Origin of the sequence: Staphylococcus ureilyticus, assembly GCF_002902235.1 — a bacterium.
GTDB classification, from domain to species: Bacteria; Bacillota; Bacilli; order Staphylococcales; family Staphylococcaceae; genus Staphylococcus; species Staphylococcus ureilyticus.
In genome coordinates, this window is the sequence record NZ_PPRL01000152.1 from 38583 (window position 1) to 52890 (window position 14308).

Annotated in this window: 15 protein-coding genes; 12 read left to right on the plus strand and 3 right to left on the minus strand. The window is 32.8% G+C overall.

Annotated features, from left to right (window positions below):
* Window positions 1–143 precede the first annotated feature (143 nt).
* The 5 genes from glpK (at window position 144) to hfq (ending at window position 5873) form a co-directional block, all read left to right on the plus strand.
* A complete protein-coding gene (gene glpK, locus CD150_RS12605; RefSeq protein ID WP_046208594.1) occupies window positions 144–1646 on the plus strand; it encodes a glycerol kinase GlpK in 1503 nt (500 codons plus the stop codon).
* Between the two features lie 147 nt (window positions 1647–1793).
* The gene (locus CD150_RS12610; RefSeq protein WP_064209015.1) at window positions 1794–3467 is read left to right on the plus strand and encodes a glycerol-3-phosphate dehydrogenase/oxidase; all 1674 of its coding nucleotides are present in this window, start codon (window positions 1794–1796) and stop codon (window positions 3465–3467) included.
* 278 nt (window positions 3468–3745) lie between these two features.
* The gene (locus CD150_RS12615) at window positions 3746–4687 is read left to right on the plus strand and encodes an alpha/beta fold hydrolase (protein WP_073342240.1); all 942 of its coding nucleotides are present in this window, start codon (window positions 3746–3748) and stop codon (window positions 4685–4687) included.
* A 15-nt stretch (window positions 4688–4702) separates the two neighbouring features.
* On the plus strand, window positions 4703–5650 hold the full coding sequence (gene miaA / locus CD150_RS12620) for a tRNA (adenosine(37)-N6)-dimethylallyltransferase MiaA (protein ID WP_103161646.1): 948 nt from the start codon (window positions 4703–4705) through the stop codon (window positions 5648–5650).
* Window position 5651: 1 nt separating this feature from the next.
* The gene (gene hfq / locus CD150_RS12625; protein ID WP_073342236.1) at window positions 5652–5873 is read left to right on the plus strand and encodes an RNA chaperone Hfq; all 222 of its coding nucleotides are present in this window, start codon (window positions 5652–5654) and stop codon (window positions 5871–5873) included.
* A 100-nt stretch (window positions 5874–5973) separates the two neighbouring features.
* Here the strand turns inward: hfq and CD150_RS12630 are convergent, their stop codons facing one another.
* On the minus strand, window positions 5974–6447 hold the full coding sequence (locus CD150_RS12630) for a glutathione peroxidase (RefSeq protein ID WP_103161647.1): 474 nt from the start codon (window positions 6445–6447) through the stop codon (window positions 5974–5976).
* Between the two features lie 103 nt (window positions 6448–6550).
* On the opposite strand from CD150_RS12630, the gene hflX reads away from it, so the two are divergent.
* The 6 genes from hflX (at window position 6551) to CD150_RS12660 (ending at window position 12185) form a co-directional block, all read left to right on the plus strand.
* On the plus strand, window positions 6551–7783 hold the full coding sequence (gene hflX, locus CD150_RS12635; protein ID WP_070658467.1) for a GTPase HflX: 1233 nt from the start codon (window positions 6551–6553) through the stop codon (window positions 7781–7783).
* Window positions 7784–7797: 14 nt separating this feature from the next.
* Window positions 7798–9021 carry a methionine gamma-lyase family protein gene (locus CD150_RS12640; RefSeq protein ID WP_064209013.1) on the plus strand — a complete coding sequence of 408 codons (1224 nt, stop codon included), beginning with the start codon at window positions 7798–7800 and terminating at the stop codon, window positions 9019–9021.
* 242 nt (window positions 9022–9263) lie between these two features.
* Window positions 9264–9632, plus strand: a complete 369-nt coding sequence (locus CD150_RS12645) for a MerR family transcriptional regulator (protein WP_073342234.1) — start codon at window positions 9264–9266, stop codon at window positions 9630–9632.
* Between the two features lie 21 nt (window positions 9633–9653).
* On the plus strand, window positions 9654–10994 hold the full coding sequence (gene glnA, locus CD150_RS12650; protein WP_046208586.1) for a type I glutamate--ammonia ligase: 1341 nt from the start codon (window positions 9654–9656) through the stop codon (window positions 10992–10994).
* Window positions 10995–11304: 310 nt separating this feature from the next.
* A complete protein-coding gene (locus tag CD150_RS12655) occupies window positions 11305–11505 on the plus strand; it encodes a hypothetical protein (RefSeq protein ID WP_046208585.1) in 201 nt (66 codons plus the stop codon).
* Between the two features lie 131 nt (window positions 11506–11636).
* Window positions 11637–12185: a GNAT family N-acetyltransferase gene (locus tag CD150_RS12660; protein ID WP_046208584.1), complete on the plus strand. Its 549-nt coding sequence runs from the start codon at window positions 11637–11639 to the stop codon at window positions 12183–12185.
* A 109-nt stretch (window positions 12186–12294) separates the two neighbouring features.
* Here the strand turns inward: CD150_RS12660 and CD150_RS12665 are convergent, their stop codons facing one another.
* Window positions 12295–12486, minus strand: coding sequence for a hypothetical protein (locus tag CD150_RS12665; RefSeq protein ID WP_046208583.1), 192 nt, complete (start codon window positions 12484–12486; stop codon window positions 12295–12297).
* Window positions 12487–12663: 177 nt separating this feature from the next.
* On the opposite strand from CD150_RS12665, the gene nucI reads away from it, so the two are divergent.
* A complete protein-coding gene (nucI, locus tag CD150_RS12670; protein ID WP_073342232.1) occupies window positions 12664–13197 on the plus strand; it encodes a thermonuclease NucI in 534 nt (177 codons plus the stop codon).
* A 236-nt stretch (window positions 13198–13433) separates the two neighbouring features.
* Here nucI and CD150_RS12675 read toward each other — a convergent pair whose 3' ends face one another.
* Entirely contained in the window at window positions 13434–14297 is an 864-nt protein-coding gene (locus tag CD150_RS12675) for a hypothetical protein (RefSeq protein WP_103161649.1), read from the minus strand.
* Between the last annotated feature and the right edge of the window lie 11 nt (window positions 14298–14308).

The window sequence follows — 14308 nt, forward strand, 5'->3', positions numbered from 1 at the left end:
TAACTAGATATTATTGTCATTGTATTAATATAAAATTATTAGTTGAGTGAACTAATAAAAATTGGGTACAGAGAAATATATATATCAATGTGAATTACATATGTAATTCGTATTACGAACATTTGAAGAGGGAGCTAATCATTATGGAAAAATATATTTTGTCAATCGACCAAGGTACTACGAGTTCGAGAGCAATTCTATTTGATCAAGATGGAAAAATTAAAGGAGTTGCACAGCGTGAATTCAAACAATATTTTCCAAAATCAGGCTGGGTAGAACATGACGCCAATGAAATTTGGACATCCGTTTTAGCTGTTATGGCGGAAGTTTTAAATGAAGAAAACATCGGTGCTGATCAAATAGCTGGTATTGGTATTACAAACCAACGTGAAACTACGGTAGTATGGGATAAGAAAACATCAAGACCAGTGTATCATGCGATTGTTTGGCAATCTCGTCAAACTCAAGGCATCTGTCAAGAATTAAAAGAGCAAGGCTTAGAAGATAAATTTAGAGAAAAAACAGGTCTTTTACTAGATCCATATTTTGCTGGAACAAAAGTTAAATGGATTCTAGATAATGTGGAAGGTGCTAGAGAGAAAGCTGATAATGGAGATTTATTATTCGGTACTATTGATTCTTGGCTAGTGTGGAAATTATCTGGTGGTAAAGCTCATATTACAGATTATACGAATGCAAGCCGTACGTTGATTTATAATATCCATGATTTAGAATGGGACCAAGAATTATTGGATATATTAGAAATTCCAAATACTATGTTACCTGAGGTTAAAGAATCTAGTGAAGTTTATGCAAATACCATTGATTATCATTTCTTCGGACAAGAAATTCCAATTGCTGGTATTGCAGGTGACCAACAGGCAGCATTATTTGGTCAAGCATGCTTTGAACGTGGAGATGTAAAAAACACTTACGGTACAGGTGGCTTTATGCTGATGAACACTGGTGAAGAAGCTGTAGCATCTGAAAGTGGATTATTAACAACAATTGCCTATGGACTAGACGGAAAAGTTAATTATGCACTTGAAGGTTCTATCTTTGTTTCAGGATCAGCTATTCAATGGTTGAGAGATGGATTGAGAATGATTAATTCTGCACCACAATCAGAAAATTACGCGGAACGTGTAGAATCTACGGAAGGTGTTTATGTTGTGCCAGCATTCGTAGGTTTAGGAACACCATATTGGGATGCTGATGCACGTGGAGCAATCTTTGGTTTAACGCGTGGTACTGAAAAAGAACACTTTATTCGTGCTACATTAGAATCATTGTGTTATCAAACACGTGATGTGCTTGAAGCAATGGAAAAAGATTCTGATATTACAGTAAATAACCTACGTGTCGACGGTGGTGCTGTTAAAAATAATTTTATTATGCAATTCCAATCAGACCTATTAAACGTGAGTGTGGAACGTCCAGAAATTAACGAAACAACAGCTTTAGGTGCCGCTTATTTAGCTGGTTTAGCTGTAGGTTTCTGGGATAGTAAAGATGAAATTGCTAACCGTTGGAAACTTGAAAAAGAATTTAATCCAGATATGGAAGAAAAAGAAAGAAATAAATTATACAAAGGCTGGAAAAAAGCTGTAGAGGCCACTCAAGTCTTTAAGTTAGACGAAGAATAAAAGAATTAGACTTATCTAAGTTTCTTATGCTATAATAAGGGTAAGTTAATATTATCGAGATGAGAATTGAGAGACACTGTTCGTACAATTATATATGTATGGGATAGGTCTCTCTTTTTTTATTACTACTAGGAGGCGCTAGATTTTATGAGTTTATCAACTTTGAAAAGAGAACAGATTAAGCAAGATTTAAAAAATGATACTTTTGATGTTGTCATTATCGGTGGAGGTATTACTGGTGCAGGTATTGCATTAGATGCAACACAAAGAGGTATGAAAGTCGCGTTAGTAGAAATGCAAGACTTTGCACAAGGTACAAGTTCACGTTCAACAAAATTAGTGCATGGTGGGTTGCGTTACTTGAAACAATTGCAAGTTGGCGTTGTAGCAGAAACTGGACGTGAACGTGCAATTGTATATGAAAATGGGCCTCATGTAACGACACCTGAACGTATGCTATTGCCAATGCATAAAGGTGGTTCTATGGGTAAATTTACTACATCTATTGGCTTAGCAATGTATGATAGACTAGCAGGCGTTAAAAAATCAGAACGTAAAACAATGTTAAATGCTAAAGAAACGTTAGCGAAAGAGCCACTTGTTAAAAAATCAGGATTAAAAGGTGGCGGATCTTATGTTGAATATCGTACAGATGATGCGCGTTTAACAATTGAAGTCATGAAACGTGCAGCTGAAAAAGGTGCCACAGTAATCAATCATACGAAATCAGTACATTTCACATATGATTCAAATGAAAAGGTCAACGGTATTCATGCAGAAGACCAAATTTCTGGTGAGACTTATCCAATTAAGGCTAAAAAAGTAATCAATGCAAGTGGCCCATGGGTAGATGAAGTACGTAGTGGTGATTATGCACGTAATAACAAACAATTACGTTTAACAAAAGGTGTTCATATTGTTATTGATCAATCAAAATTCCCATTAGGACAAGCAGTATACTTTGATACTGAAAAAGATGGACGTATGATTTTTGCGATTCCTCGTGAAGGTAAAGCATACGTAGGTACAACAGATACATTTTACGATAACGATAAAACATCACCATTAGCTACACAAGAAGACAGAGATTACTTAATTGATGCGATCAACTATATGTTCCCAGATGTAAATGTAGCTGATGAAGATATTGAGTCATCATGGGCTGGCGTAAGACCATTAATTTTAGAAGAAGGTAAAGACCCATCAGAAATATCTCGTAAAGATGAAGTTTGGGAAGGTAAATCAGGCCTACTTACAATTGCTGGTGGTAAATTAACTGGTTATCGTCATATGGCATTAGAAATTGTAGACCTTTTATCTAAACGCTTAAAATCAGAATACGGTTTGAAATTTGATAAATGTGCTACAAAACACTTACCAATTTCTGGTGGAGATGTTGGTGGTAGTGCAAACTTTGATCAATTTATTGATAAAAAAGTTGAAGATGCTAAAGCTTATCAAATAGATGATGCGACAGCACGTCATTTTGCAACGAAATATGGTTCAAATGTAGAAGAATTATTCAAAATTGCTCAAACAGCACAATATCAAGAATCTGGTTTACCATTAGATATATATACAGAATTGATTTATTCTATTCAAAACGAAATGGTTCACCGTCCAACAGATTTCTTTATTCGTCGTACTGGTAAACTTTATTTCAAAATAGATGACGTTCTCAATTATAAAGATCAAGTTATTGATGTAATGGCTGAATTACTAGGTTACACAGATATTCAAAAAGACTTGTTTACAAAAGAACTTCAAACTGCAATTGATGAAGCACAAACAGGTAATAATCAACCTGCAGTTAAAGAATAAATTAAATATTGTCCGAATCTAACATTTGATCTTTATCCAATAATGAGTTAGTAGATTCAAATTTTGAACAATAATTCTTTCCCTTCAAAGTAGACATTAAAAAATGTAGACTTTGGAGGGGTTTTTATATTTTTAATGAGGTTTTGCATTTAATTTTATCAATAATAGCGCTGTAACAAGTGATAAGCCGAATAGCATTGTATTTGAAAACAGTGTATTTTGAAGGTATATTGTATTATGTATGATGAATGAAATGAAACGTGATTTGGGGGTAAAACATGAGTGGAAATGAGTTTAAAATCACTGTTGCAGATGGAACGACTTTAGAAGTGAAATTGAATAAGGCGAAAAAAGACACGATTGGTGTTATACACTTACTTCATGGCATGGCAGAACATATGGATCGATATGATGCACTTATTGATTCATTAAACCAACAAGGATATGATGTACTACGACACAACCATAGAGGGCATGGTAAAGATATAGCATCGTATGAACGTGGTCACATTGATAGTATGGAGCAAGTGGCAGATGATACTTTTGAAATTGCACAGACGTTGTATTCAGATACTGTGCATACGCCATATATTATATTGGGGCATTCAATGGGTTCTATTATTGCTAGAATTTTTACCCAAAAATATCCAGATGTTGCACAAGGCATGATTCTATCAGGAACAATGCAATACTCTAAGTTTTTAGGGAAATGCGTACAAATAATTTTAAAACTTATCACTTTAATAACTGGTAAAAGACGTCGTTTAAAATGGTTAAACCAAATAATGTATAAAACTTTCAATAAAAATATAAAAAACAACAAATCGAAAAATGATTGGTTATCCAGCGATGACCAAGAAGTTGAAAAATTTGAAAAAGACCCTTTTACTGGATTTTTAGTCTCAAATCAACTGATTTTTGAAACAGTAAAGTATATGTTACAGACAAGCAAATTAAAAAACATAAAAAAAATGAAGTCAGATCTTCCTATTTTACTAATTTCTGGAAAAGATGATGCGATAGGCAATTATGGAAAAGGGATTAGACATTTAGGAAAACTATATAAAAAGGGTAATATTCATCATATTACAGTACATTTATACAAAAATAAAAGACATGAAGTGTTATTTGAAAAAGATGCTACGACTACGTGGCAACATATGTATGATTGGATAGAAAGACAAATTTTAAAAAAATATAGCAGAGTAGATAAAGCATAAAGAGAGTTGATATAAGTGCAGAGCGATAAACCTTTTATAATTGCATTAGTTGGTCCAACAGCTGTTGGTAAAACAGAATTAAGCATCGAATTGGCTAAAAGATTTAATGGTGAAATTATTAGTGGAGATTCTATGCAAGTCTATAAACATATGGATATTGGAACAGCAAAAATAAATAGAGAAGAGATGGCGGATATTCCACATCATATGATAGATATTCTTGAACCTGATGAAACATTTTCTGCGTATGATTTTAAAAATAGAGCGCAAAATTTAATAGATGAAATTACGGCTAGAGGTCATATGCCTATCATCGTAGGCGGTACAGGTTTGTATATCCAATCATTAATTTATAATTATGATTTCGAAGATGAAACGATATCTGAAGCACAACAAATTAAAGTAGACCATACGCTAGATGAATTAGATTCATTATCAAATGAAGCGTTGCATGATTATTTAGTTTCGATAGATAAAGATTCAGCTGATACTATTCATCCAAATAATCGTAAAAGGGTACGTAGAGCGATTGAATATTATTTAAAAACAAAAAAACTTTTAAGTTCACGCAAGAAAAATCAACAATATACAGAAAATTATGATACATTATTAATAGGGATAGAAATGTCACGCGAAACTTTATATCAAAGAATTAATAAACGTGTAGATATAATGTTGGAACGCGGATTACTAAATGAAGTGAAACAACTCGTTGAAGATGGTTTTGAGACTTGTCAAAGTATGCAAGCTATCGGATATAAAGAGATGTTACCTGTAATTAAAAATGAGGCTAGTCTAGCCGAAGCAACAAATAAATTGAAAAAGCATTCTAGAAATTATGCTAAAAGACAAATGACTTGGTTCAAAAACAAGCTCGACGTAGTATGGTTAGATAGAGAGATAATGTCACTTTCATTGATGTTAGATGAAGTTTCAGTCCAAATAAAGAAAAGGAGAACATAACATGAATACAACAGAAAACATCCAAGATAAATTCCTAGGACAATTTAAGGCTGATCAAACGAAAGTTATCGTATTTTTAGTGAATGGTTTTCAAATGAAAGGTATTATCGAAGATTATGATGAGAATTTGGTTTGTTTATTAACACAAGGAAAGCAACATCTTATTTATAAACATGCTATCAGTACATTCACACTTGATGATGATGCAGTAGAAGAAGTATAACATTAAAAAAACAATTTATTTTTGCATACTTTAAAAGAAGAAAGCTACACTTTGATAGAAATTATCAAGTGTAGCTTTCTTCTTTAAATCAGTAATTTATTTATAATAACGCTTCAATATCAGCTTCAATTTGACTTGGTTTTTTCTGTGGCGCATATCGATTAGTTACATTACCTTCTCTATCGATTAAAAACTTGGTGAAGTTCCATTTGATTTTTTCATTGAAAAAGCCATTTTGTTGTTCTGTCAGAAATTGATATAAAGGGTGTTGATTTTCGCCTTTGACATCAATTTTTTCGTGCATTGGGAAAGAAACGCCATAGTTAATTTTACAGTTTTGAGTAGCTTCTTCACCCGTACCTGGTTCTTGACCCCCAAATTGGTTACATGGAAAACCTAGCACAACAAATCCTCGATCTTTATAGTTGTCGTATAAGTGTTGTAGTCCTTCAAATTGTGGTGTGAAGCCACACTCACTTGCAGTATTGACAATTAGCAATACTTTATTTTTATATTCTTCTAACTTGTAAGTTTCGTCATTTGGTTTTTGAACTTCTATATCGTATATAGTCATATCATGTCACCTCTTATTATTAATTTAACATAATTTGAGAAGATAGTCTTTATATAAACACTATGATAAAATAGCAAAGAAAACTTTGAAAGAGGTGCATGTTATGAGCCAACAAACACATACGACTAAAAAAGAATTAGAGACAGCAATTTTAGTTGGCGTACAAGCTCAAACCGATGAAGTGTTTGATTTTGAATCAACAATGGAAGAATTAGCTTCATTGTCTGAAACATGCCAATTAAATGTACAAGCTGAATTCACCCAGAACAGACAACATTTTGATAATAAATATTACGTTGGAAAAGGTAAATTAGAGGACATAAAAGCTTATATAGAAATGAATGATATAGATGTAGTTGTTGCTAATGATGAATTGACTACAGCCCAGTCAAAAACATTAAATGGTAATCTGAACGTTAAAATTATCGACAGAACACAACTGATTTTAGAGATATTTGCACTTCGAGCAAGAAGTAAAGAAGGTAAGCTTCAGGTAGAATTAGCGCAATTAGATTATTTATTACCTAGACTTCAAGGTCATGGGCGCAGTTTATCAAGATTAGGTGGTGGCATCGGAACGAGAGGTCCAGGTGAAACTAAGTTAGAAATGGATCGTCGTCATATTAGAACACGTATGAATGAAATCAAACATCAATTAGAAACGGTGGTTGAACATCGAGAGCGATATCGCAACAAACGTGAACAAAATAATGTGTTTCAAGTAGCACTTATTGGATATACAAACGCTGGTAAATCATCTTGGTTTAATGCATTGGCGAATGAAGCTACTTATGAGAAAAACTTGCTTTTTGCTACGCTAGATCCTAAAACAAGACAAATTCAAATCAATGATGGATTTAACCTAATCATATCTGATACGGTTGGTTTTATTCAAAAACTACCAACTACACTCATTGCTGCGTTTAAATCCACTTTAGAAGAGGCGAAAGGCGCAGATTTGCTATTACATGTTGTGGATGCTAGTCATCCTGAATATCGAGTTCAGTATGATACAGTAAACCAAATCATAGGTGACTTAGATATGGGGCATATTCCACAAGCTATTATTTTTAATAAAAAAGATTTACACGAAGGAACTATGCCAACAACTCATTTACCATCAGTTTTTGTTTCAAGTAAAAATGAAGAAGATGAAGACAAAGTGAAACAATTACTTATAGAGCAAGTTAAATCAGCTTTAACTTTTTATGAAGAAAATGTCTCAAGTGCTGATGCGGATAGATTATATTTCTTGAAACAACATACACTCGTCACAGAAATCATATTTAATGAGAAAGATGCAACATATACTGTAAAAGGGTTTAAAAAAGAATAGGAAGAAGATTTACGATGAAAAATATGAAACAATTAATAGCAGATACAGAAGCAAAACTAGAACCTTATTTTAAAAATATAGAAGAGATTGCTTATATCAATCAAGAAAAAGTGTTGGACGCGTTCCACGCTGTTAAAGTATCCGAAAGTGACTTACTTGGCACAACGGGTTATGGATATGATGATATAGGTCGAGATCATTTAGAAGCTGTATATGCACATGCATTTAAGGCGGAAGACGCATTAGTGCGCCCTCAGATTATTTCTGGTACGCATGCGATTACAATTGCTTTACAAAGTACTTTGAAATATGGGGATGAATTAATGTATATTACAGGTGATCCTTACGATACATTATTAGAAGTGATAGGTATTAATGGTAATGGTATAGAAAGTTTAAAAGAACACGGAGTAATATATAATAAAGTAGACTTAAAGCACGGTGAAATCGATATTGATAAGGTATTAACTAAAATATCACCACAAACTAAGGTCATCGCTATTCAGCGTTCGAAAGGTTATGATCAACGACCATCCATAGATTTAACAAAAATAGAAAGTGCAATTCAACAAATAAAAGCGCAATATCCTGAAATCATAATATTTGTAGATAATTGCTATGGTGAATTTGTAGAAGAACGAGAACCTATAGAGTGCGGCGCTGATTTAATGGCTGGTTCCTTAATTAAAAACCCTGGTGGAGGGCTAGCTAAAATCGGTGGTTATATCGTTGGAAATGAAACATTGGTGGAAAGATGTGGATACCGTTTAACTGCGCCAGGAATTGGTAAAGAAGCTGGTGCCTCACTATATTCGTTACAAGAAATGTATCAAGGATTTTTCTTAGCGCCTCATGTTGTGAGCCAAAGTTTGAAAGGTGCATTATTTACGAGTTTGTTACTAGAACAAATGAATATGCACACCTCACCAAGATTTGATGTGCCAAGAACGGATTTAATTCAAACGGTCACTTTTGATACGAAGGAACAGATGATTCAATTTTGCCAAAGTATTCAAGCAGCTTCACCGATTAACGCACATTTTAGTCCTGAACCATCTTATATGCCGGGTTATGAAGATGATGTCATTATGGCTGCGGGTACGTTTGTTCAAGGTTCTTCAATTGAATTATCAGCAGATGGTCCTATAAGACCACCGTATGAGGCTTATGTTCAAGGTGGCTTAACGTATGAACACGTTAAATTAGCTGTAACAAGAGCTGTTGAAAAAATATTTTAATAAATTTAAAGAGAGGCCACATTGTATTTATAGCTAGGTCAAATAGCAAATTATAATGCATATGTGGCTTTTTCTAATTATAGAAAAAATTTCGGAAAATTCTGCGATTAAATGTAGGAAGTGCATTATAAAGTCAATTAAATCAATGGTTTGAAGTATATGTTAGAAAACCTGACATATTTTTGAATTGCTTTAAGAATTATGCTAAATTAAATACAAGTTCAAAAATAGAGGTGATTGGATTGGAGTCAAAAGATACGATACGACGAAGCATGCCGGTCTTCTCTATGAGTGTTGTTACGAAATTAAGTGAACTAACTGCTAGACAAGTTCGCTATTATGAGACACATGAACTGATTAAACCACATAGGTCAGAAGGAAATAAACGACTTTTTTCGTTAAACGATTTGGAACGCCTTTTAGAGATAAAAAGATTGATAGAAAAAGGCTTTAATTTAAAAGGTATTAAACAGATTTTAAATGACGAACAAGATCACCTTTCTGATGATGAACAAGAAACGAGAAAACAAATGATTGTTGATGCTACACAGAAACCACAACGAGAAGCGATTCCGATAAATCGTGGTGACTTATCTCGATTTATCAAATAAAATTAATGGGGGACATTTATAATGGCAAAACGTACATTTACCAAGGAAGACATACACAAGTTCGCTAAGGAAGAAAATGTCAGATACCTACGTTTGCAATTCACTGATATTTTAGGTGTTATTAAAAACGTGGAAGTACCAGTAAGCCAATTAGAAAAAGTTTTAGACAATGAAATGATGTTTGATGGATCTTCAATCGAAGGCTTCGTCCGTATTGAAGAATCAGATATGTATTTATGTCCAGATTTAGATACATGGGTTATTTTCCCATGGACAGCAGGTCAAGGCAAAGTGGCTCGTCTTATCTGCGATGTTTATAAAACAGACGGCACACCGTTTGAAGGTGACCCACGTGCAAACTTGAAACGTGTATTAAAAAACATGCAAGATTTAGGGTTTAGTGAACTTAATTTAGGACCAGAACCTGAATTCTTCTTGTTTAAATTAGATGAAAAAGGTGAACCAACATTAGAATTAAATGATAATGGTGGTTACTTCGACCTTGCGCCTACAGATTTAGGTGAAAATTGTCGTCGTGATATTGTTTTAGAATTAGAGGACATGGGCTTTGATATTGAAGCAAGTCACCATGAAGTGGCACCAGGACAACATGAAATTGATTTTAAATATGCAGATGCTATCACTGCGTGTGATAATATCCAAACATTTAAATTAGTTGTTAAAACAATTGCACGTCAACACAATCTTCATGCAACATTTATGCCTAAACCATTATTTGGTGTGAACGGAAGCGGCATGCACTTCAATATGTCACTCTTCAAGGGTAAAGAAAATGCCTTTTACGATCCTGAAGGCGATATGGAAATGACTAAAGATGCATATCATTTTATCGCAGGTATTCTAAAAAATGCACGAGGTTTAACTGGTGTATGTAATCCATTGGTTAATTCTTATAAACGTTTAGTTCCAGGTTATGAAGCACCATGCTATATTGCTTGGAGTGGTAAAAACCGTTCACCATTAATTCGTGTACCAACTTCACGTGGTTTATCAACACGTGTAGAAGTTCGTTCGGTAGATCCAGCAGCCAATCCTTACTTAGCATTAGCGGCTATTTTACAAGCGGGCTTAGATGGTATTGAAAATAAATTAGAAGTACCTGAGCCAGTAAATCAAAATATATATGAAATGAATCGTGAAGAACGTGAAGCCGTTGGTATTCAAGATTTACCATCAACATTATATACTGCTATTAAAGCAATGAAAGATAATGATTCTATTAAAGAGGCTTTGGGTAATCACATTTATAATCAATTTATAAATTCTAAATCTATTGAATGGGATTATTATAGAACTCAAGTTTCTGAATGGGAAAGAGAGCAATATTTAAAACAATACTAGGTGCTAAGCAAAAGGGGCAAACACTAGGTATACAAGCAATCCGAGTCACTTACTCATAAGTGATTTGGATTGCTTTTTTAAGCACCTATTTATATTAATTAAAGCTTTTTGGGTGGAAATTGAGGACGATAAGCATTGTTTGAACTATTAAAGAATAAAAAAACTATGTAAAATATGTATGAAGTGATATAATTTTTGAAAATAAGATTAGGGGTTTTGAAAAAACATATCATATTTATAGTTTTTTAAGTAAAAATAACTTTTAATCTTATTAAAATGATTAAAAATAATTAAAAGGGGTTGTAGTTACATGCAAGAAGTAAAACTAAGTACATTAAAAGCGAGTTCCTTAAAAGAATTAGAAAGTAGCATAAATGCATATTTAAAAGATGAAGAAGTAGCGGATTATCAATTACTCAATTCAACCGTTCGTGAAGTAGAAGAGCGTGCTTTCTCAGCAAATGAAGAAGAGTTTCATGCTATATTAACATTTATAAAAGAAGTAGAGTAAATACAAGCGTTATAAGTTATAATGCAAGTAAGGTTCAGTGAATTGAAAACTATACTAATTGAGGTTGAGACGAACATCATGTCTCAACCTTTTTCTGATGACAAATGGCTTGTGAGTGAGGGGGTTAAGGTATGAAATATTTAAAAGTGCAGATGATAAGAGAAAATTTAGAAAGTATTCCACAGTATGAATTGCCTGTTGGATATAAAATTCGAAATTTTAAAATAGGAGAAGAAGTAAAATGGGCAAATTTAGAAATGAAAGTAAATGAATTTGATACTACAGATCAAGCATTGACACATTTTAACACTGAATTCGGACAAAATATGCATGAAATGGAACAAAGATGTTTGTTTCTTGAAAATCCTAAAGGTGAAGTCATAGGTACTACAACAGCATGGTATGGAAATTTAACAAGAGATAGTAAAATTTGCGGACGCATTCATTGGGTGGCGATACTCCCAGAGTATCAAGGTAAGCAATTGTCTAAACCTTTATTATCTGAAGCAATGAATCGCCTATCTCAATATCATAACCAAGCGTTTTTAACTTCTCAAACCACTAGTTATCAAGCGGTTAATATGTATCTAAATTATGGGTTTAGACCAATCCTTTCAAATGAAAAAGATTACGAAGCATGGACGTTATTAGAAAAAACATTAAACCGAGCGATTTTATAAATATAACTTCTAAAGCAAAACTTATTTTTTACTATATATAAAAATAACAATAACAATATTATGTTAACTTGAATAAAAAACTGCCGATTTAAACACTCGGCAGAAGGTACTATTTTTTCTTGTTTTTAGTTACAATCACTTGAATGAGAAAGACAATAAATCCAATAAAAAGGCCTAAAAATATTGCGACAACTGCAGATACAAGAGGTGGGAATTGATATTGGTACTGTAATATTAATCCCACTATGATTGCTATAACAATCGCAATAACTGTAATCATGTTCTCCTTAAATATACTCAAGTTGTTCACTCCTATCATCTTAGTATTATAGCACGATTTGTTAAGTGAGTTAAAATAAAGAACTATTATAGTTTCGTTTATTGTAAAAGCGTAATTTTTCTTTGGAATGAGCATCTTGACGTAAACTTTAATTTTCTATATGATAATTTGGTATATTCAAAAAAAGTGGGTGCAACAATGAAATCAACAAAGAAAATTACGACATTAATTATAAGTATAGTTGTACTAGGTGTACTAGCATTTCAGTTTATTAATGGTACTGGTCCTTTTTCATCCAATGATTCCAATAACAATCATGCTGGACCAAAACAAACTGAGAAAGTACATGTAGCGCGTGTGGTTGATGGAGACACACTAGTAGCAAACAATAGTCAGCATGAACAAATTAAAGTAAGGTTGATAGGTGTAGACACGCCAGAGACTGTTAAACCAAATACACCTGTACAACCATATGGTAAGGAAGCATCTGATTTTTCAAAAGAACATTTAACCGATAAAGATGTCTTTTTAGAATATGATAAAGAAAAAGAAGATCGCTATGGGCGCACATTAGCATATGTATGGTTGGATAAAGAAACCATGTTCAATGAACTGTTAGTGAAAAAAGGATTGGCAAGAGAAAAATATTTTTCACCAAATGGAAAATATAGAGATTTATTCGAAAAAGCAGAACAGATTGCTAAAAGCAATAAAGTAAATATTTGGAGTTAAAAATTTCAAATGGCTTAAACGCAAATGAGGCTGGTACATAAATAACCATACTCAAAAAAGAGAGCTACCCTAATGGATTAGCTCTCTTTTATATTTAAATCTTTATGATTTTAACCGTGCTTGTTTGTCTGTGTTCAACATTACTTAATTTAAGTTTGTATTCTTTCATTTAAATCACTTTCAGATATGTCGTCACGTAACAAAATTTCTATTGCAGCTTTTTAAATACCTTTTAATTAGTGAAAATGTGCAAGCAATTCATTGTATTGTGCCTCAGTTAATGATTCTTGAGCATTTACAATCGTCTCACCAATGACTTCTTTTAGTGAAGATTTGGATGAAACTGTTTCTACAAAATCTTGTCTTTCTGTAGGTCCATCAATTAAATTGACGCTGCCATCTGTAAAATAAACTAAACCAATATTTTGAATTCTATGGTTTAATTGGTCTGCAATTCTATCTTCCAATGCTTTGGCATTTTTTGAAGACTGTTCATATGGATCATAGTTATAAAAGTCATAAATAATAGAATTATTTCTAATTCTTTCTACAAATGTGTATGTTGTTGGTCGTGTTGATTGAAATTGACTGTGGAATTGGTTTGCAATATAACGTCCAACCGTTTGATTTACTGTATCGCTTCCATTATTTTGTGTGTCATTTGTTGGGTCAACCGTGAAATGATAAAATGTTTTTTGCTTCCAGTTTTTCACGTTGATATTAAATAATCCTTTTTCAGTAATGACGATGTAATCGAAAGCTCTAGCATATTCAAACAAAGGATGTTTCACTGCTAAATTTCCAGTTGTAATAATATCAAAAAATGAAATTGAACCTTGACTTCGATATTGATTTAATATGTCGTTTAAATCCTGTTTTGCTTTTCTTAATCCATGATGATGTGTATCATTATTTACATCTTTTTCAAACATTTGATTTTTTAAATATGTGTTTTCACGCGTGATGATACTAATTTTATTTATTAACTGATCTTTTGCGTATGATTCAGTCTCAAGCTTATGATTCATCACTCTTCTTTCAATAATAATAACTAATAATAGTATTACAATAATTATTGCTAAAATAATCGGGAAAAACATTGGTATCATCC